The sequence below is a fragment of the Metapseudomonas cellulosilytica genome (assembly GCF_049334135.1).
Classification (GTDB): Bacteria; Pseudomonadota; Gammaproteobacteria; order Pseudomonadales; family Pseudomonadaceae; genus Metapseudomonas.
Genome location: NZ_JBHZGN010000024.1, coordinates 50,121 through 72,242, shown reverse-complemented (window position 1 = coordinate 72,242; position 22,122 = coordinate 50,121). Strand labels below are relative to the sequence as shown.

15 protein-coding genes are annotated in these 22,122 nt (G+C 65.9%); 6 read left to right on the top strand and 9 right to left on the bottom strand.

The window, feature by feature from the left end:
* Positions 1 to 100: 100 nt before the first annotated feature.
* The 3 genes from ACFW0H_RS24275 to ybaK form a co-directional block, all read right to left on the bottom strand.
* Positions 101 to 883 (bottom strand): PhzF family phenazine biosynthesis protein, encoded by a 783-nt coding sequence (locus ACFW0H_RS24275; RefSeq protein WP_422916403.1) that lies wholly within the window; start codon positions 881 to 883, stop codon positions 101 to 103.
* A 162-nt stretch (positions 884 to 1,045) separates the two neighbouring features.
* A complete protein-coding gene (gene glpK, locus ACFW0H_RS24270; RefSeq protein ID WP_422916402.1) occupies positions 1,046 to 2,533 on the bottom strand; it encodes a glycerol kinase GlpK in 1,488 nt (495 codons plus the stop codon).
* A gap of 28 nt (positions 2,534 to 2,561) precedes the next feature.
* Complete coding sequence (gene ybaK / locus ACFW0H_RS24265; protein WP_422916401.1) at positions 2,562 to 3,032, bottom strand: Cys-tRNA(Pro) deacylase; 471 nt, start codon at positions 3,030 to 3,032, stop codon at positions 2,562 to 2,564.
* Positions 3,033 to 3,134: 102 nt separating this feature from the next.
* Between ybaK and ACFW0H_RS24260 the strand changes: the two genes are divergently transcribed.
* Together ACFW0H_RS24260 and glpD are read left to right on the top strand one after the other, a co-directional pair.
* The gene (locus ACFW0H_RS24260) at positions 3,135 to 3,893 is read left to right on the top strand and encodes a DeoR/GlpR family DNA-binding transcription regulator (protein ID WP_422916400.1); all 759 of its coding nucleotides are present in this window, start codon (positions 3,135 to 3,137) and stop codon (positions 3,891 to 3,893) included.
* 134 nt (positions 3,894 to 4,027) lie between these two features.
* A complete protein-coding gene (gene glpD, locus ACFW0H_RS24255; RefSeq protein WP_422916399.1) occupies positions 4,028 to 5,557 on the top strand; it encodes a glycerol-3-phosphate dehydrogenase in 1,530 nt (509 codons plus the stop codon).
* Positions 5,558 to 5,736: 179 nt separating this feature from the next.
* Here the strand turns inward: glpD and ACFW0H_RS24250 are convergent, their stop codons facing one another.
* Positions 5,737 to 6,729 (bottom strand): alpha/beta fold hydrolase, encoded by a 993-nt coding sequence (locus ACFW0H_RS24250; RefSeq protein ID WP_422916398.1) that lies wholly within the window; start codon positions 6,727 to 6,729, stop codon positions 5,737 to 5,739.
* Positions 6,730 to 6,879: 150 nt separating this feature from the next.
* Complete coding sequence (metE, locus tag ACFW0H_RS24245; protein WP_422916397.1) at positions 6,880 to 9,177, bottom strand: 5-methyltetrahydropteroyltriglutamate--homocysteine S-methyltransferase; 2,298 nt, start codon at positions 9,175 to 9,177, stop codon at positions 6,880 to 6,882.
* Positions 9,178 to 9,286: 109 nt separating this feature from the next.
* Here metE and metR point away from each other — a divergent pair, with 109 nt between their 5' ends.
* Complete coding sequence (metR, locus tag ACFW0H_RS24240; RefSeq protein WP_422916396.1) at positions 9,287 to 10,204, top strand: transcriptional regulator MetR; 918 nt, start codon at positions 9,287 to 9,289, stop codon at positions 10,202 to 10,204.
* Between the two features lie 471 nt (positions 10,205 to 10,675).
* On the opposite strand, the gene ACFW0H_RS24235 is transcribed toward metR, so the two are convergent.
* From ACFW0H_RS24235 to ACFW0H_RS24220, 4 genes are all read right to left on the bottom strand, one after another.
* Positions 10,676 to 12,019 carry a TolC family outer membrane protein gene (locus ACFW0H_RS24235; protein ID WP_422916395.1) on the bottom strand — a complete coding sequence of 448 codons (1,344 nt, stop codon included), beginning with the start codon at positions 12,017 to 12,019 and terminating at the stop codon, positions 10,676 to 10,678.
* 1 nt (position 12,020) lies between these two features.
* The gene (locus tag ACFW0H_RS24230) at positions 12,021 to 13,304 is read right to left on the bottom strand and encodes an HlyD family type I secretion periplasmic adaptor subunit (protein WP_422916431.1); all 1,284 of its coding nucleotides are present in this window, start codon (positions 13,302 to 13,304) and stop codon (positions 12,021 to 12,023) included.
* 66 nt (positions 13,305 to 13,370) lie between these two features.
* Positions 13,371 to 15,107, bottom strand: coding sequence for a type I secretion system permease/ATPase (locus tag ACFW0H_RS24225; protein WP_422916394.1), 1,737 nt, complete (start codon positions 15,105 to 15,107; stop codon positions 13,371 to 13,373).
* 426 nt (positions 15,108 to 15,533) lie between these two features.
* Positions 15,534 to 16,175 (bottom strand): TetR family transcriptional regulator, encoded by a 642-nt coding sequence (locus tag ACFW0H_RS24220; protein ID WP_422916393.1) that lies wholly within the window; start codon positions 16,173 to 16,175, stop codon positions 15,534 to 15,536.
* Positions 16,176 to 16,376: 201 nt separating this feature from the next.
* Between ACFW0H_RS24220 and ACFW0H_RS24215 the strand changes: the two genes are divergently transcribed.
* From ACFW0H_RS24215 to adeC, 3 genes are read left to right on the top strand one after another with little or no spacing between them, the layout of a single operon-like run.
* Complete coding sequence (locus ACFW0H_RS24215; protein WP_422916392.1) at positions 16,377 to 17,519, top strand: efflux RND transporter periplasmic adaptor subunit; 1,143 nt, start codon at positions 16,377 to 16,379, stop codon at positions 17,517 to 17,519.
* A gap of 11 nt (positions 17,520 to 17,530) precedes the next feature.
* On the top strand, positions 17,531 to 20,665 hold the full coding sequence (locus ACFW0H_RS24210; RefSeq protein ID WP_422916391.1) for an efflux RND transporter permease subunit: 3,135 nt from the start codon (positions 17,531 to 17,533) through the stop codon (positions 20,663 to 20,665).
* Complete coding sequence (adeC, locus tag ACFW0H_RS24205; protein WP_422916390.1) at positions 20,662 to 22,095, top strand: AdeC/AdeK/OprM family multidrug efflux complex outer membrane factor; 1,434 nt, start codon at positions 20,662 to 20,664, stop codon at positions 22,093 to 22,095. The genes ACFW0H_RS24210 and adeC overlap by 4 nt, the downstream gene beginning before the upstream one ends.
* The last annotated feature ends 27 nt before the right edge of the window (positions 22,096 to 22,122 follow it).

Sequence of the window (22,122 nt, the reverse complement as noted above, 5' to 3'; positions counted from 1 at the left end):
AGCGCTTTTCTATCCACCAACCTGCCTTGCGCCGGCCATCAAAGGTGGATCGGTGAAGCGTGATCCACCCTACGCACGCAAGTGAACTCGTTGCCCGGGGCTAGATCCACAACCGCCCACTGGCCACCAGCACCGAATGCCCCGCGATGCTCACCCGGTCGCCATCCAGCCGGCACCAGAGGTCGCCGCTGCGGGCGGAGCATTGTTCGGCGCGCAGTACGGATTTGCCGAGGCGATTCGCCCAGTAGGGGATCAGGGCGCAGTGGGCGGCTCCCGTCACCGGGTCTTCATCGATGCCGATCACCGGGGCGAAGAAGCGCGAGACGAAATCATGCTTCATCCCCGCCGCCGTGATGATCACTCCCGACCAGGGCAGTTTGGCCAAGGCCTTGAGGTCGGGCGTGCATTCACGTACCGCCTGTTCCGACTCCAGCACCGCAAGCAGGAAGTTGGCCCCCAGGGCATCCACCGGGGCGATGCCTAGCGCGTGTTCCAACTCCAGCGTCACCCCCACTTCCTGGGGCACCTGCGCGGGAAAATCCAGCGCCAGCCGCCCCTCCTCCTCGCGGATCACACGCAATTCGCCGGACTTGCTGATGAACTCCAGGCAGTCGCCCGGCTCCTGGTAGAGCTCGAACAGCACATGGGCGCTGGCCAGGGTCGCGTGACCACAAAGCGGCACCTCGGCCTTGGGCGTGAACCAGCGGATATGCCAGGCGCTGCCCTCCTTCACCAGGAAGGCGGTTTCCGACAGGTTGTGCTCGGCGGCGATGCGTTGCATGAGCTGATCGTCGAGCCAGGCGTCGAGGCGATACACCATCGCCGGGTTGCCGCCGAAAGGGCGTTGGGTGAAGGCATCGACCTGATGAAAGTCCAGCTGCATGACAAGCTCCTGGGAAGGTGGGAAACGGGGCGAGCCCAGCATGCCAGCCATACGCGCCCCGCGCGCCGTACAGTAGCCGCCCCTAATCAGAGGTACAGCCTGCTAAGTCTAGCGGAGGGTGGATATGGCGCCCTGCGCGCTCACCCTTGCACTGCGGCGCGGTCAGGCCTCGCTGCGTACCCGCTTCACGGCATCCAGCCAACCGTCGTAGAGCTTCTGTCGGTGGCTTTCGGCCATGCGCGGCACGAAGCGCTGCTGGCGGTGCCAGTGGCTGGCCACTTCGTCCAGGTCGCGGTACAGGCCCGCCTGCAGGCCGGCGAGGTAGGCCACGCCGAGGGCTGTGGTCTCGGTCACTTCCGGGCGCTCCACCGGCACCCCGAGAATGTCGGCGAGGAACTGCATCACCCAGTTGTTCTCCACCATGCCGCCGTCCACCCGCAGGGCACTGGGCGCGGCGGCGCCGTCCTGGGCCATGGCTTCCAGCAGGTCGCGGGTCTGGTAGCAGACCGACTGCAGGCCGGCGGTGACGATTTCTTTGATCCCGGTATCGCGGGTCAGGCCGAAGATCGCGCCGCGGGCGCGCGGATCCCAGTAGGGTGCGCCGAGGCCGGTGAAGGCCGGCACCAGATAGACGCCACAGGCGTCGCCGGTCTGCTCGGCCAGGGCTTCGGTGTCGCGGGCGTGGCTGATCAGCTTGATACCGTCGCGCAGCCACTGCACCGCGGCGCCAGCGACGAAGATGCTGCCCTCCACCGCATAGCTCACCTTGCCGTTCAGGCGATAGCCCACAGTCGTCAGCAGGCGGTTGCGGGAGACCACCGGCTGGTCGCCGGTGTTCTGGATCATGAAGCAACCGGTGCCATAGGTACTCTTCACCATGCCTGGCTGGAAGCAGGCCTGGCCGATCAGTGCCGCTTGCTGGTCGCCGGCCATGCCGCGCACCGGAATGCTCGCGCCGAGCAACCCGGCCTCGGTAGCGCCGAACTCGGCGGCGCTGTCCAGCACCTCCGGCAGCAGGCTGGCGGGGATGTCGAACAGTCGCAGCAACTCATCGTCCCACTGCTGCTTGTGGATATTGAACAGCAGGGTGCGCGAGGCGTTGGTGGCGTCGGTGCGATGCACCTTGCCGCCGGTCAGGCGCCAGAGCAGGAAAGTGTCCACCGTGCCGAAACGCAGCTCCCCACGCTCGGCGCGCTCGCGGGCGCCCGGCACGTTTTCCAGTATCCAGCGCAGCTTGGTGGCGGAGAAATAAGGGTCGATCAACAGGCCGGTGCGATTGGCCACATCCGCTTCATGGCCGGCAGCCTTGAGCGACGTGCAGTAGTCGGCGGTGCGGCGGTCCTGCCAGACGATGGCCGGATGGATAGGGGTACCGGTCACGGCGTCCCACACCAGCGTGGTCTCGCGCTGGTTGGTGATGCCGATGGCGGCGATCTCGGCCGGGTTCAGGCCGCTCTGCTCCAAGGCTTCGCGACAGACCTTGAGGGTGGTGAGCCAGATCTCCTCGCCGTCGTGCTCCACCCAGCCGTCCTTGGGGAAATACTGCTTGAATTCCTGCTGGGCGCGAGCCACCGGCAGGCCCTGGGCGCTGAAGACAATGGCGCGGCTGCTGGTGGTGCCCTGGTCGATGGCGAGCAGATACTGGGCCATGGCGATGCTTCCTTGTTGTTATGGGGTGTCAGGGACGGCCGATTTCAGCGAACTGCCCTTGGGTGTGGGCCGCGAGGGTATCGGCGGACAGCTCCACCTCCAGGCCACGCCGACCGGCGCTGACATGAATGCTGTCGAAATTCCGCGCCGTGCTGTCGATGAAGGTGCGCAGACGCTTCTTCTGCCCCAGCGGACTGATGCCCCCCACCAGGTAGCCGGTGCTGCGCTGTGCCTGGTTCGGGTCGGCCATTTCGGCCTTCTTCGCCCCCGCCGCCTGGGCCAGGGCCTTCAGGTCCAGGCTGCCCGCCACCGGTACCACGGCCACCAGCAGCTCGCCCTTCTCGGTGGCGGCCAGCAGGGTCTTGAACACCCTGGCCGGGTCCAGGTTGAGCTTCTCGGCAGCCTCCAGGCCGTAGGACGGCGCCTTGGGATCGTGGGAATAGCTGTGCACCTTGTGCTCAGCCTTGGCTTTCTTCAGCAGATCGATGGCGGGTGTCATGTTCGATTGTGAAAATCCTGCGACAGATTCGGCGTACCTTAACGGGAAAAGCCGTCATTCGACAGCCCACCGCTATAATGCCGCGCAAAACAAGGAGCCAGCATGAACCTGGGCCCACGGCAACAAGACATCCTCGACCTCACCCGCGAGCGCGGCTACGTCAGCATCGACGAACTGGCCCAGGCCTTCGCCGTGACGCCACAGACCATCCGCCGCGACATCAACCAGCTCGCCGAGCACGGCCTGCTGCGGCGTACCCACGGCGGCGCGGCCAGCGAAGCCTCGAGCATCCAGAACACCGCCTACGCCATGCGCGCCGGACAGAACCGCGACGAGAAACAGCGTATCGCCGAGGCCGTCGCCGAGTACATTCCCGACCACGCCTCGCTGTTCATCAACATCGGCACCACCACCGAAGCCATTGCCCGCGCGCTGATGGGCCACAAGGGCCTGAAGGTGATCACCAACAACCTGCATGTGGCCGCGCAAATGGCCGACAAGCCGGATTTCGAGGTACTGGTGGCCGGCGGTACGGTACGCAGCGACGGCGGCATCGTCGGCCAGGCGGCGGTGGACTTCATCCAGCAGTTCAAGGTGGACTACGCCCTGGTGGGCATCAGCGGCATAGACGAAGACGGCAGCCTGCTGGATTTCGACTACCAGGAAGTGCGCGTCTCCCAGGCCATCATCGACAACGCCCGCCAGGTTTTCCTCGCCGCCGACTCCAGCAAGTTCGGCCGCAACGCCGTGGTGCGCCTGGGTTCGATCGCCCTGGTCGACCGGCTGTTCACCGACCACCAGCCTTCCCCTGCCCTGGGCCGCCTGTTGGCCGAGCACAAGGTGCACCTGGATCGGGTCTGACCGACCACCACCCCTGAGTTTTCCCGACCACCCGGCGCGCAATCGCGTTTCGGGCTAGTCATCTCGCGTTCACTCGACTAGGCTATTTTCGGAAATGAACATTGAAAGTTCGATTTCGACTTCGGTGCCCAGTCATGAACCACAACCACTCCCCCATCGCCGAAGTCTATGACCTCGCCGTCGTCGGCGGCGGCATCAATGGCGTCGGCATCGCCGCCGATGCGGCTGGCCGGGGCCTGTCGGTATTCCTCTGTGAGAAGGATGACCTCGCCCAGCACACGTCATCGGCCAGCAGCAAGCTGATCCATGGCGGCCTGCGCTACCTCGAGCACCACGAATTCCGCCTGGTACGCGAAGCCCTGGCCGAGCGCGAAGTGCTGCTTGCCAAGGCACCGCACATCGTCAAGCCACTGCGTTTCATCCTGCCGCACCGGCCACACCTGCGCCCGGCCTGGATGATCCGCGCCGGTCTGTTCCTTTACGATCACCTCGGCAAGCGCAAACGCCTGCCCGCCTCCCGCAGCCTGCGCTTCGGTGCCGGCAGCCCGCTGCAGGCGGAAATCACCCGCGGCTTCGAGTACTCCGATTGCTGGGTGGACGACGCCCGCTTGGTGGTACTCAACGCCATGGCCGCCCGCGAGCACGGCGCCCACGTGCACACCCGCACCCGTTGCGTCAGCGCCCGGCGCAGCAAAGGGCTCTGGCATATCCACCTGGAACGCACCGATGGCAGCCTGCTGTCGATTCGCGCCCGCGCCCTGGTCAATGCCGCCGGCCCCTGGGTGGCGCGCTTCATCGAGCAGGACCTCAAGCAACAGGCGCCCTACGGCGTCCGCCTGATCCAGGGCAGCCACATCATCGTGCCGCGCCTGCATGACGGCGAGCAGGCCTACATTCTGCAGAACGAGGACCGGCGCATCGTTTTCGCCATCCCCTACCTGGAACGTTTCACCCTGATCGGCACCACCGACCGCGAGTACCACGGCGACCCGGCCGAGGTGGCGATCACCCCCGAGGAGACCCGCTACCTGCTGGATGTGGTCAACCGCCACTTCAAGCGCCAGCTGGACGAACAGGACATCCTCCACAGCTACGCCGGCGTGCGCCCGCTGTGCGACGACGAGTCGGCCGACCCGTCGGCGGTGACCCGCGACTACACCCTCGCCCTGTCCGCCCACCCCGGCGAGGCGCCGCTGCTTTCGGTGTTCGGCGGCAAGCTCACCACCTACCGCAAACTCGCGGAAAGCGCCCTGCAGCAACTGACGCCCTGGTTCCCGTTCGCCAAGGGGCCCTGGACCGCCAGCGCACCGCTGCCGGGTGGCGAACAGATGGAAAGCCGCAGCGCCCTGACGGAAGCCCTCTGCTCCAGGTTCGGCTGGTTGCCGACGAGCCTCGCCCGGCGCTGGGCCAGCCTCTACGGCAGCCGCAGCTGGAACCTGCTGCGCGGCATGAAGGAATTGGCCGACCTCGGCGAACACCTGGGCGCCGGCCTCTATACCCGAGAAGTGGATTACCTCTGCGCGGAAGAATGGGCCATCAGCGCCGAAGACATCCTCTGGCGCCGCACCAAGCTTGGCCTGTTCATGTCCGCCAGCCAGCAGGCGCGCCTGGCGCAGTACCTGAAGCACGAACATCCGCGCCGGCCGCGGGCGGATGCGGCCTGATAGCGGGAAAGCCCGTGGGAGGCTCAAGCAGCTGTGTAGGGTGGATTGCGCTTTTCTATCCACCATCGAGGCCGTGCAAGACGCCAATGGTGTAAATCCTCAACGAGATATCCACCCTTCCTTGCCGCAGATTGACATGTAATCTCCCATGGATGGCAAGGTCCCTCGAAACGACTCGATCACAGCTGCGCCACATGCCCCTCGGCGCGGCGGTGGGCCATCAGGTGCGGCAGCACGGCTGAGAGCAGCGGCTCCTTGAAGGCCTCCTGGAAGCGATGGGCCAGGCCGGGGATCAGTTTCAGTTCCGAACCCTTGATATGGGCGGCCACGTGCACGCCGTGCATCACCGGCAGCAACGGATCGGCGGTGCCGTGCACCACCAGCGTGGGCACCCGCAGGCGGTTGAGCAGGTCGACGCGGCTGGGCTCGGCGAGTATCGCCAGCATCTGCCGCTGCACACCTTCGGGGTTGAAGGAGCGGTCGTAGGCCCTGGCCGCTTGTTCCAGCAATTGCCCGCGGTCATCGGCGACGTCCGGACTGCCCAATGCCGCCAGCAGGTCGGCCTGTTGCTGGATGGCCACGTCCCGGCTCGGCGCCTCACGCCGGGCCAGCAATTCGAGCAGGGCCGGGCTGGGTGCGGGCAGGCCCTGGGCGCCGGAACTGGTCATCACCAGGGTCAGGCTCAGCACCCGCTCCGGGGCGATGTCGGCCAGGTACTGGGCGATCATCCCGCCCATGCTGGCGCCCAGCACATGGGCGTGCTCGACATGCAACGCATCCAGCAGACGCAGCGAGTCCAGCGCCATGTCACGCAGGCCGTAGGGCGCCGAAACCGGTAGGCCCAGCCGATAGCGCAGCACTTCATAAGGCAGGTTCACCGAGGGCTCGGCACCGGTCCAGGCGGACAGCCCGACGTCGCGATTGTCGAAGCGGATCACCCGGAAACCGCTTTCGCAGAGCCGCTCCACTACCTCGTCAGGCCAGTGGATCAACTGCCCGCCCAATCCCATGATCAGCAGCAGCGCCGGGTCCCGCTCACGCCCCACGCTCTGGTACGCCAGGCGCACCTCGCCCAGGTCGACGGTCTCCGTCGGCACGGTCAGGTCGCAGCGGGCGAAAGCAAAGGAAGGCAGGCCGCAAATGAGCGCGGCGAGCAGGATCAGCACACGCATGTTGGAAATCCAGAACGCAAAACCCCAGTTGAACGCGATTCTGATGAATTCCCGTGCTTCGCTCTGCCACAGAACCATGACAATTTCATGACCATCGCCGAACGGTCATGGCGCCCGCGAGGAAAAACGCTCCCTTCACGGGCGCGCGCGTCAATGGCAGTTGAGTTCCGCGCGTAGCTGCCGGGCGGCCGCCACCATGTTCACCAGTGCCGCCTCGGTTTCCGGCCAGGCGCGGGTCTTCAGGCCGCAGTCGGGGTTGACCCACAGCCGCTCGGCGGGAATGCGCCCGGCGGCCTTGCGCAACAGCCTGGCCATTTCGGCGCTGTCCGGCACCCGCGGCGAATGGATGTCATACACGCCGGGGCCGATGTCGTTCGGATAGGCGAAGGCGTCGAACGCCTCCAGGAGCTCCATGTCCGAGCGCGAGGTCTCGATGGTGATGACGTCGGCATCCATGGCGGCGATGGACTCGATCACATCGTTGAACGCGCTGTAGCACATGTGGGTGTGGATCTGGGTTTCGTCCCGCACGCCGCTGGAGGCCAGGCGGAAGGCCTCGGTGGCCCAGTCCAGGTACGGTTGCCAGTCGGCCTTGCGCAGCGGCAGGCCTTCGCGGAAGGCGGCTTCGTCGATCTGCACGATGCGGACGCCGGCCTCTTCCAGGTCGGCCACTTCGTCACGGATGGCCAAGGCCAACTGCCGCGCCTGTACTTCGCGGGATACGTCCTCGCGCGGGAAAGACCACTGCAGCATGGTCACCGGCCCGGTCAGCATGCCCTTCATCCACTTGGCGGTCAGGCTCTGGGCGTAGCGGATCCACTCCACAGACATGGCTTTGGGACGACTCAGATCACCCGCGATGACCGCCGGTTTGACGCAACGGGAGCCGTAGCTCTGCACCCAGCCGAAACGGGTGAAGGCGTAGCCGTCCAACTGCTCGGCGAAGTATTCCACCATGTCGTTGCGCTCGGCCTCGCCGTGCACCAGTACATCCAGGCCAAGGCGCTCCTGCACCTCCACCGCGTGGCGGATCTCGCTGCGCATGGCCTCGGTGTATTCCGCCTCCGACAGCCTGCCCTGCCTGTACGCCTGGCGCGCCAGGCGAATCGCCGGGGTCTGTGGGAAGGAGCCGATGGTCGTGGTGGGGAAAGCCGGCAGGCCGAGCCGCGCGCGCTGCTTTTCGATGCGTGCGGCGAAAGGCGATGCTCGCTGGCTGTCCTGCGGACCCAGGGCGGCCAGGCGTGCCTGTACCTCCGGCTTGTGGATACGTGGCGAAGCATCACGGCTGGCCTGCAGCGCGCGGCTCAGGGCCAGGGCCTCCAGCACCTGCGGGGCCTCCGGTTCGGCGAGGGCACGGGATAGCAGCGCGACTTCCTCGCACTTCTGCACGGCGAAGGCCAGCCAGCTCTTCAGCTCGGCATCCAGCTGGTCCTCGCGGGACAGGTCCACCGGGCTGTGCAGCAGCGAACAGGATGGCGCGACCCAGAGGCGCTCTCCCAGGCGCTCATGGGCATGACGCAGCACGGCAAGGGCCTTCTCCAGGTCGCAGCGCCAGACGTTGCGGCCGTTCACCACGCCGAGGGACAGCACCTTGTAGCCCGGCAGGCGGTCGAGGATGGCGGGGAACTGTTCGGGGGCGCGCACCAGGTCGATATGCAGGCCGTCCAGAGGCAGGCCGGCAGCCAGGCCGAGGTTGTCCTCCAGGCCGCCAAAGTAGGTGGCGATCAGCTTCTTCAGCGGCTCGCGCTGGATCAGGTTGTAGGCGCGTTCGAAGGCATTCTTCCAGTCCTGGGGCAGGTCCAGCACCAGGATCGGCTCATCGATCTGCACCCACTCCACGCCCTGAGCGGCCAGGCGCTGGAAGATTTCGCCATAGACCGGCAACAGGCGCTCCAGCAGGTCGAGCCTGTCGAATTCGCCGCCCTTGGCCTTGCCCAGCCAGAGGTAGGTCAGCGGGCCGATCAGTACCGGCTTCACCTTGTGGCCCAGGGCATGGGCCTCCGCCACTTCTTCGAAGAGCTGTTCCCAGCTCAGGGCGAACGGCTGGTCGGCGGAAAACTCGGGCACCAGGTAGTGGTAGTTGGTATCGAACCACTTGGTCAATTCCTCGGCATGGGCCTTGCCACAGCAGTTGTCCGCCACCCCACGGGCCATGCCGAACAGGGTCTGCAGCGTCGGCCTGGCCTCGCCATTTCCACGGAAGCGCTCCGGGATGACCCCGAAGGTCAGGGAGTGGGTCAGTACCTGGTCGTACCAGGCGAAGTCGCCCACCGGCAGCAGCTCGATTCCGGCGTCCTTCTGCAGTTGCCAGTGCTCGGCGCGCAGGCGACGGCCCACGGCACGCAGGCCGGCCTCATCCAGCTCGCCCTTCCAGAAGGCTTCCTGGGCCTTCTTCAGTTCACGGTCGCGACCAATGCGCGGGAAGCCGAGGGAATGGGAAAGGGCCATGAGTCGAATCTCCATCAAAGTAATGGAGCCATTGTCGACAGCCATGGCTACTTGAGACAAACTCAACAAATTCGCGTTCATCTCAAGTTTTACTCATAGAGGCCACCCCATGCTCGAGTTGCGCCATCTCAAGACGCTGCACGCCCTGCGCGAGGCTGACAGCCTGGTGGAGGCCGCCGAGCGCCTGCACCTCACCCAGTCCGCCCTCTCCCACCAGTTCAAGGAACTGGAAGAGCGCCTCGGCATGCCGCTGTTCGTGCGCAAGACCAAGCCGGTGCGCTTCACCAGCGCCGGCCTGCGCCTGCTGCAGCTGGCCGACAGCCTGCTGCCGCAACTGCGCAGTGCCGAACGCGACCTGGCGCGCCTGGCCGGCGGCACCGCTGGCCGCCTGCACATGGCCATCGAGTGCCACAGCTGCTTCCAGTGGCTGATGCCCACCATCGACCAGTTCCGCGATGCCTGGCCGGAGGTGGAGCTGGACCTGGCCTCGGGCTTCTCCTTCGCGCCCCTGCCCGCCCTCGCCCGGGGCGACCTGGACCTGGTGGTGACCGCCGACCCGGTGGACCTGGCCGGCATCACCTACGTGCCGCTGTTCACCTATGAGGCGCTGCTGGCGGTGGATAACCAGCATGTCCTGGCGGGCAAGCCCTTCATCGTTCCCGAAGACCTGGCCAGCCTGACCCTGATCACCTATCCGGTGGAGCGTGACCGCCTGGACGTCTTCACCCGCTTCCTCGAACCGGCCGACGTGGAGCCGGCCCAGGTGCGCACTTCGGAACTCACGGTGATGATGATGCAGCTGGTGGCCAGCGGCCGCGGCGTCTGCTGCCTGCCCAACTGGGCGCTGCACGAGTACAGCTCGCGGGGCTACGTCACCGCCAAGCGACTGGGCGAGAAAGGGCTGTACTGCACGCTGTTCGCCGCGATCCGCGCGGACATGCTGGATGCGCCGTTCATGCGCGATTTCCTGCTGACCGCCAAGGACACGTCGTTTGCCACGCTGGAAGGGGTGAGTGCGGCGCGGTGAGGTTTTCTGGGCATCGGATTTTCCTGGGATTTCGAGCCAGCCGGATACTTCCCTCACCCCCGGCCCCTCTCCCGCAGGGAGAGGGGTGACTCGCGCCGGCGCGGCACGAACAATCCTGAAGCCATCAGTGGTCTGAAACTGAGTAGCAGAGGTGGGGCGGCGACTCCGCCCCTTCAGGAGGCCGAGCGGAATCGTTGCAGAGGGGGACGAGCGGCATGGATGCCGCGAGAGGCGTGTGGGGCCATGGATGGCCCCTCACGCCGGGCCCCCGGAGCAAGGATGGAGCGAGGGGAGCTCGGCGTAGCCGAACCCGGATGACGGGGCAAGCGTTTTGGTTCCTTTTGGGTGGGCGGCACTCCGGCGACTGAAAAAGGGACTCGCCCGGGAGGGCGAAACAGAAACCCAAAGCACACTCGGCAATCGGCTGGACGAACTAACTCCAAGCGGCCTCACACCAGATACCAGTCCAACTCACGGATGCAACGGAATCGCCGGCCCCAGGTATTCGTTGGCCCGCTGGATATCGTCCCCGCCGAGGGACCCCACCGCCGCGGCCAGGCGCAGCCGCGACAGCAGGTAGCGCAGCTTGGCCTCCAGCAGGTCGCGGCGAGCGATGAAGGCCTGCTCCTCGGCATTGAGGATGTCCAGGTTGGTACTGGTGCCGGCCTGGAAGCCCTTGCGTGCCGAATCCTGGGCCCGTTCGCTGGATTCCACCGCCTTCTCCAGGGCTCGCACCCGCTGTTCGCCACTCTGCACCCCGCGGAACTCCCGGGTGGCGCCGGACAGCACTTCCTCGCGACTGGAGTTGAGCTGGTCATTGGCCAACTCGCGGTTGGCCGTGGCCTGGCGCACCTGGGCGCTGGTGGCGCCGCCGGAGAAGATCGGCATGCGCAACTCCACGCCCACGGAGCCATATTTGTTCGTCTGGTTCTGGGTGGAGACCGAGTCGCTTTCCGTATCGTTGTAGGCGGCGACGAAATCCAGCGTCGGCCAGTGTCCGGCCTTGGCCCGGTTCACCTCTTCCTCGGCGATATCCACACCGCGCCTGCGGGCGATGATGGTGGGGTTGTTGGCCCGCGCATCGTCGATCCAGTCCTGCAGGGTCGGCGGCTCCAGTGGTGGCGTGGGGAACTCGGTGCGCAAGGTGGACATTTCCTCCGGCAACACGCCGAGCAGCTCCTGCAGCAGGCGTCGCGCCACCAGCAGGTTGTCCTCGGCTTCGATCAGTTCGGCCTGGGCCAGGTCGCGCCGCGCGGAGGCCTGGTCGATATCGATCACCGTGCCATCGCCCAGTTCGAAACGGCGCTTGGCGGCCTGCACCTGGTTTTCCAGGTTCTTCAGCTTGACCTTGGCCAGATCGATGGTCTCCAGCGCCAGCAGCACGGCGAAGTACCGGCTGGCCAGGCTGACCGCCGAATCCTGGGTCTTGGAGTCGAACACCGCATCACTGAACAGGGTGCGCTGCTTGCCCTGGCGGTACTCGGCCATGCGCTGCTTGTTGAACAGCGGCTGGCGCAACTCCACGACGCCCGCCTTGGAATCGAAATCCAGATCGCTCTCGACGCTGCGGCCGGCGACGTTGTCCTGCTCGGTGGTCCCGTCCACCCGCTTCCAGAAGGCACTGGCGCTGATGGTCGGCAACACGCCCGCCTTGCCCAGTTCCTTGAACTCCTGCCCGGCCTGACGCTCGTGCACCGAGGCCAGGTAGGTGGGGCCCTGGACCTGGTAGGTGTTCCAGGCTTCGCTGAGGTCCATGGCGGACACAGGCAGGGTGACAGCTCCGAGTAAACCGGCAATGGCCATCCGTGATCTCATGTCACTGCTCCTTGAATGCGTTTCCGACGCGGCCCATCAGCGGCTTCATCAGGTAGCTCATCAGGCTGCGCTCCCCGGTCTTGATGGTCACGGTGGCCGGCATGCCCGCGCGGATATTGTTCGGCCCGAGCATCTTCATGCCTTCTTCCGTCACTTCCACCTGAGCCAAGTAATAGGGCTGTTTACTGGACTCGTCCACCAGACGGTCGGCGGCGATCGTCATTACGCGGCCGGGAATGTTCGGAGTCTGCGCGTGGTTGAAGGCCGGGAAGGTGATGTCCACCGGCAGGCCCGGCACCATCTTGTCGATGGCCTGCACCGGCACCTGGGCGTCCACCTGCAGGGGTTCCTTGTCCGGCACCACGTCCATGATCCGCGCCCCGGGCTGGATGACGCCGCCGACCGTGGCGATGTTCAGGCCCAGGACGATGCCGTCGATGGGTGAACGGATTACGGTGTTCTCCACCTGGTAGTCGACGGAGCGCAGGCGCTCGGCCAGGGAAGTGACCTCTTTCTGAATGTCGGTCAGCTGCGATTCCACTTCCTTCTGGAAATCCTGCTCACGCTGGAGAATGCGCAACTTGAGTTCGGCGATCTGGTTGCGGGTACGGCCGATGTCAGCGATGTTCTGCGCCATGGAGCCGTTCAGTTCGGAGGCGTTGCGCTCCAGTTCGAGCATGCGGTTGCGCGGGATGTAGCCTTCGGCAGCCAGGCTGCGCACGCCGTCCAGTTCCTGGCCCAGCAGGCTTGACTGGCTGGCGCGGGTGGCCTGGACTTGGCGCAGGCCCTTGAGCTGCTCTTCGGCGCCATTGAGGTTTTCCTTGAGGATGCTGACCTCGCCCACCAGGCCCTTGTGCCGGGTATGGAACAGGCGCTGCTGCAGGGCGATGGCCTCGATGAGACGCGGGTCGCCACTGAAGCGCTCCAGCAGTTGCGGGGTGAAGGTCACCGTATCGGCGCCATCACGCTCGGCCACCAGGCGATCCTCCACCGTCTTGGCCACGATGTACTGGGAACTCAGGGCGCCCTGCTCGGCGATCGCCTGGGTCGGGTCCAGCCGCACCAGTTCCTGACCGGTACTCACCTTGTCGCCCTCGCGCACCAGAATGGCGTCCACCTCACCACCGGTGAGGTGCTGGACCGTCTTGCGCGCGTTGGTGACATTCACCGTGGCATTGGCCACCACGCCGGCGTCCAGTGGCGCCAGGATCGCCCAGACCAGGAACCCGCCGAACCCGGCCAGCACCATCCAGATGCCCCAACGGGCGGGCCGGATGTCGTCCATGTCCACCTGCGCCGGTTGTTCGACCTTTACCAGGGCCTTGCTTTCGCTTGCCGCTTGCATGATCGATTACTCCTTAGCCCGCATGGATGCCAGGTTGGGCGTGCCCACCGAGGGCATGACGCTGGCCTGGCGCAGCGCCGCGAAGACTTCCTCGCGGGGACCGAACAACTGCATACCGCCATCACGCAGCAGCAGGACCTTGTCCACCGTGCCGAGCACGCTGGGGCGATGGGAAATCAGGACCAGCGTCTTGCCCCGCTTCTTCAGGTCGAGGATGGCCTCCACCAGCGCGGCCTCCCCCAGGTCATCGAGGTTGGCGTTGGGCTCGTCGAGTACGATCATCGAGGGGTCGCCGTAGATGGCGCGGGCCAGCGCGATACGCTGCTTCTGCCCACCGGAGAGCGGGCTGCCATCGACGCCCAGCGGCGTGTCATAGCCTTTCTCGAAGCGCAGGATCATCTCGTGCACCCCGGCGCGCTTGGCCGCCAGAATCACCTCCTCGCTGTCCAGCTCGCCGAAACGGGCGATGTTGTCGGCGATGGTGCCTTCGAACAGCTCCACGTCCTGGGGCAGGTAACCGATCCAGGGGCCCAGCTCTTCCTTGTTCCACAGGTAGATGTCGGCGTTGTCCAGGCGCACCTTGCCGGTCTGCGCCGGCCAGACGCCCACCAGCAGGCGGGCAAGGGTGGACTTGCCGGCCGCCGACGGACCGATGATGCCGAGCGCCTCGCCGGGCGCCAGGCTGAAGTTGATCCCCCGCAGGATGGTGACCACGCCGCCGGGCGCGGCGGTCATGGCCTGCTCCACCGACAGCATGCCCTGCGGCTTGGGCAGCGACATGGCGTTGTTTCGTGCCGGGAAGTCCTGCAACAGCTTGGTCAGGCGCTCCCAGGAACCCCGGGCGGAGAGCAGTTGCTTCCACACCCCGATCGCCTGCTCCACCGGGGCCATGGCGCGGCCGCTGAGAATGGAACTGGCGATCATCATCCCGGCGGTGATCTCGCCCTTGATCGCCAGCAGTGCGCCGGCGCCGAGGATGAGCGACTGCAGGGTGATGCGCACGAAGCGGCTGGCGCCATTGATGTAGGCGGCGCGGTCAGAGGCCAGTGTCTGCTTCTCGAGGATGCGCTGGTGGTTGCCGTACCAGCGCTCGCGGATCGCCGGCAACATGCCCATCGCCTCGATCACTTCGGTATTGCGCAGGTTGTTGTTGGCGAAGCTGCCGGACGACATGGCCGCCTGGTTGGCCTCCGCCAGCGGACCGCGGGTGACCATCTCGGTGACCAGGGCCAGACAGAACAGGATTACCGACCCGACCAGGGTGATGACGCCCAGCAACGGATGCACCAGGAAGATCACCAGCAGGTAGATGGGCGTCCAGGGTGCGTCGAAGAACGCGAACAGGCCATTGCCGGTGAGGAACTGGCGAACCTGGGCCAGGTCCTGCAGGGCCTGGGCCGGGTTGCCGCCGGCGCGGCGCAGGTTGCGCTCGAAGGAAGCGTTGAAGATGCGCTTGTTCAGGCTCATGTCCAGGCGGTTGCCGAGGCGGATCAACACCGAGGAGCGGACCACCTCCAGCAGCGCCATGAGCATGTAGAGCCCGACCATCAGCACTGTGAGCATGACCAGGGTGGTGACGTTGCTGCTCGCCAGCACCCGGTCGTAGACCTGCAACATGTAGAGCGCGGGTGCCAGCATCAGCAGGTTGACGACCCCGCTGAAACCACCCACCACATAGAAGGTGTGACGCAGACGATTCAGGGCTTCGGACAACTCGGAACGGGGCTGCGAGAAACTCTTCATCTCGGCGCTCCACTGGCTGAGTGATGGGAGCGGCCAATCTCCGGCCGCCTTCTTATAGTTCACGTCCGTGGAGAGAAATGGCGCTGCCCCCACAGAAGCCTACAAACATCCTTAGCCGAGACTATTCCCACTCGCCAGTGAAGACCCCCACTTGCCGGACAGCTGCGGATTTAACCCGACCAGCGTCACGAGCGGCCAAGAAAGAAAGGTTCTCATTACAACCGAAAGGCCCATTCCAGAGCGTGCGGCGCCTGATCCAGGGGAGAAACGGGGCTCGATGCGAAGGCCAGGTTGGCGCCGGATTAATGACACACGGCGACCAAGGCATGGCTGCACATGGCGCGCATGCCCCGGTTCGGCTTGGGGAAACCCCGGCGGCGCCGTGCCGGGCTTCACCGGCAAGGCGCCAGCCGCCCTATCCCCCGGTCAGCGGTCCCCGACCCGCAACGCCGGGCTGAAGCGCAGCATGTCCATCAGGGCGTCGACCAGCTTGTCCGCTTCCTCGGCCAGGGAGAAGCCGCCCGGCACCAGCAGCCAGTTGGTCTGCAGCCCCTCCATGTAGGCATGCACGCTGATGGCGGCACGCCTGCAATCCAGGTCCGCCGGCAGCTGACCACGATTCACGGCGTTGCGCAGGGCCTTGGCGATGCGCAGGTCGCACTCGGCACTGAGGTCCTGCATCTGCTGCCGCAAGTCCCCCAGTTCCTCGGTGTACTCCACCTTGTGCCGCAGGATCTCGTGGATGCGCCGGCTCTGGGAGTCCAACTCCACGCGCCTGAGCAGGCGCACCAGCAACTGATGCATGCGCCCGAGCGGGTCGGGCTCATCTTCGCTCTCGCTGGCGCGGGCCAGTTCCTCGATCGGCATGCGGATGCGCTCCAGCATGGCCTGGAAGAGGTCGGTCTTGTTCTCGAAATGCCAGTAGATGGCACCCCGGCTAACCCCGGCGGCCGCGGCGATTTCCGCCAGGGAGGCACGGGAGACCCCTTTCTCGTGGAATACCCGCTCGGTGGCATCGAGTATCTGCACGCGGGTTTCTTCGGCTTCCTCTTTGGTACGTCTGGCCATTCGCCAATGGAACCTATCTGGTTGCTTTCGTGGAAAAAATCGACCCGACCAGGAAACAAAATCTCACAGCGGCACAGGAAGATTGAATTTACAAACATTCACGCATGTAAGTATATTCGTGCACCTTCGCGACAATCCAGAACCTGCCTTGCAATGCCCTCTATCCAGGGCCGTCCCTCCAGAAAATTGAGGTCCCTTCAGATGCCCATGAAGCCAGCCTTTGCCGCCTTGGTTTCCGCCATCGCACTGGCCACGCTCAGCCTCACCGGCTGCCAGGAAGCCTCGGCTCCGCCGCCAGCCCAGACGCCCAAGGTCGGCGTCGTCACCCTCCAGCCGCAGAGCTTCACCCTGACCACCGAGCTGCCGGGCCGTACCGCCGCGTACCGCATCGCCGAAGTTCGTCCGCAGGTCGACGGCATCATCCAGAAGCGCCTGTTCACCGAAGGCAGCGAGGTCAAGGCCGGGCAGCAGCTCTACCAGATCGACCCATCCGTCTACACCGCCACCTACAAGAGCGCCGAGGCCAGCCTGGCATCGGCCCAGTCCCTGGCGGCGCGCTACAAGGACCTGGTCAGCGACCAGGCGGTGAGCAAGCAGGCCTACGACGAATCCCAGGCCGCGCGCCTGCAGGCCGAAGCCAATCTGGAGAAGGCCAGGATCGACCTGCGCTACACCAAGGTGCTGGCGCCCATCTCCGGTCGCGTCGGCCGCTCGACCGTTACCGAAGGCGCCCTGGTGAACAATGGCCAGACCCTGGCCCTGGCCACCATCCAGCAACTGGACCCGATCTACGTCGACGTCACCCAGTCCACCAAGGACCTGCTGCGCCTGCGCCGGGAAATGGCCGAGGGCCAGCTGGAAAAGGCCGGCGCCAGCGGCGCCAAGGTCTCCCTGCTGCTGGAAGACGGCAGCGAATACCCGCACAAGGGCAGCCTGGAATTCTCCGAAGTCTCGGTGGACGAAGGCACCGGCTCGGTGACCCTGCGCGCGGTCTTCCCGAACCCGGAACACACCCTGCTGCCCGGCATGTTCGTCCACGCCCGCCTGGGTTCGGCGGTCAAGCAGCAAGCGATTCTCGCGCCGCAACAGGGCGTTACCCGCGACCTCAAGGGCCAGGCCACCGCGCTGGTGGTGAACGCCGAGAACAAGGTGGAACTGCGCCAGCTCAAGGCTGAACGCACGGTCGGCGACCGCTGGCTGGTCAACGAAGGCCTCAACCCCGGCGATCGCCTGATCACCGAGGGCCTGCAGTTCGTGCGTCCGGGTGTCGTAGTGAACGCCGCCCCGGCGACCAATGTGGCCGCCCAGGCGCCTGCGGGCGACGGCCTGGCCAAGAGCCACTGAGGAGCCATTAGATGTCGAGATTCTTCATCGATCGCCCGATCTTCGCCTGGGTGATCGCACTGGTGATCATGCTCGCCGGCGGCCTGTCCATCCTGAAATTGCCGATCAACCAGTACCCCAGCATCGCCGCGCCGGCGGTGGGCATCCAGGTCGCCTACCCTGGCGCCTCGGCGCAGACGGTGCAGGACACCGTGGTGCAGGTGATCGAGCAGCAGCTCAACGGTATTGACGGCCTGCGCTACATCTCCTCGGAGAGCAACTCCGACGGCAGCATGACCATCACCGCCACCTTCGAGCAGGGCACCAACCCTGACATCGCCCAGGTGCAGGTGCAGAACAAGCTCCAGTTGGCCACCCCGCTGCTGCCGCAGGAAGTGCAGCAGCAGGGCATCCGCGTGACCAAGGCGGTGAAGAACTTCCTGCTGGTCATCGGCGTCGTCTCCGAAGACGGCAGCATGGACAAGAACGACCTGGCCAACTACATCGTCTCCAACATCCAGGACCCCATCTCGCGTACCAAGGGCGTTGGCGACTTCCAGGTGTTCGGCGCCCAGTACGCCATGCGCATCTGGCTGGACCCGGCGCGGCTGAACAACTACCAGCTGACGCCGGTGGACGTGAAGACCGCCATCCAGTCGCAGAACGTGCAGATCTCCTCCGGCCAGCTCGGCGGCTTGCCCGCCTCGCCCGGCACCCAATTGAACGCCACCATCATCGGCAAGACCCGCCTGCAGACCCCCGAGCAGTTCGGCGAGATCCTCCTCAAGGTGAACCGCGACGGCTCCCAGGTGCGCCTGCGCGACGTGGCGAAGATCGAACTGGGCGGCGAGAACTACAGCATCAGCGCCCAGTTCAATGGCAAGCCGGCCTCCGGCATGGCGATCAAACTGGCCACCGGCGCCAACGCCCTGGACACCGCCAAGGCGATCCGCGCCACCGTCAAGGAACTGGAGCCCTTCATGCCCGCCGGCATGAAGGTGGTCTTCCCCTACGACACCACCCCGGTGGTTTCCGCCTCCATCGAAGGGGTGATCCACACCCTGGGCGAAGCCATCGTCCTGGTGTTCCTGGTGATGTTCCTGTTCCTGCAGAACTTCCGCGCCACCATCATCCCCACCCTCGCCGTGCCAGTGGTGCTGCTCGGCACCTTCGGCGTGCTGGCGATGTTCGGCTTCACCATCAACACCCTGACCATGTTCGCCATGGTCCTGGCCATCGGCCTGCTGGTGGACGACGCCATCGTGGTGGTGGAGAACGTCGAGCGGGTGATGGCCGAGGAAGGCCTGTCGCCGCTGGAAGCCACGCGCAAGTCCATGGGCCAGATCCAGGGCGCCCTGGTGGGTATCGCCCTGGTGCTCTCGGCGGTGTTCCTGCCGATGGCCTTCTTCGGCGGCTCCACCGGCGTCATCTACCGACAGTTCTCCATCACCATAGTCGCGGCCATGTCGCTCTCGGTGCTGGTGGCGCTGATCTTCACCCCGGCCCTCTGCGCCACCCTGCTCAAGCCCGTCGGGAAGGGCCACCATGAGAAGCGCGGCTTCTTCGGCTGGTTCAACCGCACCTTCGAGCGTGGCGTGAACGGCTACGAGCGTGGCGTGCGCGGCATCCTCCAGCGCAAGGCGCCCTACCTCGCCCTCTACCTGGTGATCATCGTCGCCATGGCCTGGCTGTTCACCCGCATCCCCACCGCCTTCCTTCCCGAGGAAGACCAGGGCGTGCTTTTCGCCCAGGTGCAGACCCCGGCTGGCGCCAGCGCCGAACGGACCCAGGCGGTGGTGGATCAGATGCGCGAGTACCTGCTGGACGCTGAGAAGGACACGGTGAAATCGGTGTTCACCGTCACTGGCTTCAACTTTGCCGGCCGCGGCCAGAGCTCGGGCATGGCTTTCATCATGCTCAAGCCATGGGAAGAGCGCACCGCCGAAGGCCAGAGCGTGTTCGACCTGGCCCAGCGCGCGCAAAAGCATTTCTTCAGTTTCCGCGACGCCATGGTCTTCGCCTTTGCCCCGCCGGCGGTGATGGAGTTGGGCAACGCCACCGGCTTCAACCTGTTCCTGCAGGACCGAGCCGGCATCGGCCACGAAGCGCTGAACGCCGCTCGCGACCAGTTCCTCGAACTGGCGGCGAAGAACCCGGTGCTCAACCGCGTGCGTGCCAACGGCCTGCGCGACGAGCCCCAGTACCAGCTGCTGATCGACGACGAGAAGGCCCGTGCTCATGGCCTGTCCCTCGCCGACATCAACAACACCGTGTCCATCGCCTGGGGCGCCAGCTACGTCAACGACTTCATCGACCGTGGCCGGGTAAAGAAGGTCTACCTGCAGGGCGAGCCCGAAGCGCGGATGAACCCCGACGACCTGAACAAGTGGTACGTGCGCAACGACCAGGGCCAGATGGTGCCGTTCAGCGCCTTCGCCAGTGGCAAATGGACCTACGGCGCGCCCAAGCTCGCCCGCTACAACGGCGTGCCGGCGGTGGAAATCCTCGGCGAGGCCGCACCGGGCCACAGCTCGGGCGAGGCCATGGCCGCCGTGGAAGAGATCGCCAAGCAGCTGCCGGCCGGCGTCGGCTACTCCTGGACCGGCCTCTCCTTTGAAGAGCGTCTGTCCGGCTCCCAGGCCCCGGCCCTCTATGCGCTGTCGTTGCTGGTGGTGTTCCTCTGCCTGGCGGCCCTCTACGAGAGCTGGTCGATTCCGTTCTCGGTGATGCTGGTGGTGCCGCTCGGCGTGATCGGCGCGCTGCTGTTCACCAGCCTGCGCGGCCTGTCCAACGACGTGTTCTTCCAGGTTGGCCTGCTCACCACCATCGGCCTCTCGGCGAAGAACGCGATCCTCATCGTCGAATTCGCCAAGGAGCTGCACGAGCAGGGCAAGAGCCTGTTCGACGCCGCTGTGGAAGCCTGCCGCATGCGCCTGCGCCCGATCATCATGACTTCGCTGGCGTTCATCCTCGGCGTGGTGCCCCTGGCCATCTCCAACGGCGCCGGCTCCGGCAGCCAGCACGCCATCGGTACCGGCGTGATCGGCGGCATGCTCACCGCCACTGTCCTGGCCATCTTCTGGGTGCCGCTGTTCTATGTGCTGGTCTGCTCGCTGTTCAAGGACAAGGCAAGCAAGGCCGCGATCAAGAAGGAGGCCCTGCAGTGAGGCGTTCCCTGATATCCCTGACTATCGCCGCAGCCCTGCTCGGTGGCTGTTCCATGATCCCCGACTACCAGCGCCCGGAAGCGCCGGTGGACGCCGCCTGGCCAGAGGGCGAGGCCTACAGCCAGGGCGCGGCGCAGGTATCCACCACCGCCGCCGACCTGGATTGGCGCGAGTTCTTCCAGGACCCGGCGCTGCACCAGCTGGTGCAGCTCGCCCTGGACAACAACCGCGACCTGCGCGCCGCCGCGCTGAACGTCGAGGCGTACCGCGCGCTCCATCGCATCCAGCGTTCCGAGCTGTTCCCGACCATCTCCGCCGATGGCGGCGCCACCCGCCAGCGCATGCCGGGCATCATGAACCAGAGCGGCGAGGCCGACACCAGCAGCACCTACAGCGCCACCCTCGGCACCAATGCCTGGGAACTGGACTTCTTCGGCCGCCTGCGCAGCCTGAACGAGCAAGCCCTGGAGCAGTACTTCGCCACCGAACAGGCGCGCCGCAGTACCCAGATCAGCCTGGTGGCCGCGGTGGCCAACGCCTATCTCGACTGGCAGGCCGACCAGGCCCTGTTGCAGCTGACCCGGGACACGCTGAAGACCTACCAGGAAAGCTACGCCCTCACCCAGCGCAGCTTCGACGTGGGCGTCGCCGACGCCCTGGCCCTGAGCCAGGCGCGCACCGCGGTGGAAAGCGCCCAGGTCAGCCTGGCCCAGTACAGCCGCCTGGTGGCCCAGGACCGCAACGCCTTGGTCCAGCTGGTGGGCACCGGCCTGCCGGCGGACCTGCCCAAAGGCCTGGCCCTGGACGCCGACCTGCTGGCCGAAGTGCCGGCCGGCCTGCCGTCCGACCTGCTGCAGCGGCGCCCTGACGTACTCCAGGCCGAGCATCTGCTCAAGGCCGCCAATGCCAATATAGGCGCGGCGCGCGCGGCCTTTTTCCCCAGCGTCAGCCTGACCGCCAACGCCGGCAGCACCAGCAACGAGCTCTCGGCCCTGTTCGATGCGGGCTCGGGCAGCTGGTTGTTCCAGCCGAGCATCAGCCTGCCGATCTTCACCGCCGGCCGTCTTTCGGCGAACCTCGACTACAGCGAGCTGCAGAAGGACATCCAGGTGGCGCAGTACGAGAAGTCCATCCAGGTGGCCTTCCAGGAAGTCTCCGATGGCCTCGCCGCACGCACCACCTACCAGCAGCAACTGGGTGCCCAGCGCGCCCTGGTCAAGACCACCGAGGAGTACTACCGCCTCGCCGAGCGCCGCTACCGCACCGGCGTCGACAGCTACCTGACCCTGCTGGACGCCCAGCGCCAGCTGTTCAGCGCGCGCCAGCAACTGATCGGCGACCGCCTCAACCAGCTGGCCAGCGAAGTGAACCTGTACAAGGCCCTCGGCGGCGGCTGGAAGGAACAGCAGGACACCACGCCCAAGGCTTGATCCGCGACTTCCCCATTCCTCATGAAC

Excerpts from the sequence above, each read along its gene's own strand:
- metE (WP_422916397.1), bottom strand. The coding sequence starts at position 9,177 with ATGGCCCTTTCCCATTCCCTCGGCTTCCCGCGCATTGGTCGCGACCGT.
- ACFW0H_RS24250 (WP_422916398.1), bottom strand. The coding sequence starts at position 6,729 with ATGCGTGTGCTGATCCTGCTCGCCGCGCTCATTTGCGGCCTGCCTTCC.
- ACFW0H_RS24220 (WP_422916393.1), bottom strand. The coding sequence starts at position 16,175 with ATGGCCAGACGTACCAAAGAGGAAGCCGAAGAAACCCGCGTGCAGATA.
- ACFW0H_RS24260 (WP_422916400.1), top strand. The coding sequence starts at position 3,135 with ATGAACCTGGGCCCACGGCAACAAGACATCCTCGACCTCACCCGCGAG.
- ACFW0H_RS24235 (WP_422916395.1), bottom strand. The coding sequence starts at position 12,019 with ATGAGATCACGGATGGCCATTGCCGGTTTACTCGGAGCTGTCACCCTG.
- ybaK (WP_422916401.1), bottom strand. The coding sequence starts at position 3,032 with ATGACACCCGCCATCGATCTGCTGAAGAAAGCCAAGGCTGAGCACAAG.
- glpD (WP_422916399.1), top strand. The coding sequence starts at position 4,028 with ATGAACCACAACCACTCCCCCATCGCCGAAGTCTATGACCTCGCCGTC.
- ACFW0H_RS24210 (WP_422916391.1), top strand. The coding sequence starts at position 17,531 with ATGTCGAGATTCTTCATCGATCGCCCGATCTTCGCCTGGGTGATCGCA.
- ACFW0H_RS24225 (WP_422916394.1), bottom strand. The coding sequence starts at position 15,107 with ATGAAGAGTTTCTCGCAGCCCCGTTCCGAGTTGTCCGAAGCCCTGAAT.
- ACFW0H_RS24275 (WP_422916403.1), bottom strand. The coding sequence starts at position 883 with ATGCAGCTGGACTTTCATCAGGTCGATGCCTTCACCCAACGCCCTTTC.
- glpK (WP_422916402.1), bottom strand. The coding sequence starts at position 2,533 with ATGGCCCAGTATCTGCTCGCCATCGACCAGGGCACCACCAGCAGCCGC.
- ACFW0H_RS24215 (WP_422916392.1), top strand. The coding sequence starts at position 16,377 with ATGCCCATGAAGCCAGCCTTTGCCGCCTTGGTTTCCGCCATCGCACTG.
- metR (WP_422916396.1), top strand. The coding sequence starts at position 9,287 with ATGCTCGAGTTGCGCCATCTCAAGACGCTGCACGCCCTGCGCGAGGCT.
- ACFW0H_RS24230 (WP_422916431.1), bottom strand. The coding sequence starts at position 13,304 with ATGGACGACATCCGGCCCGCCCGTTGGGGCATCTGGATGGTGCTGGCC.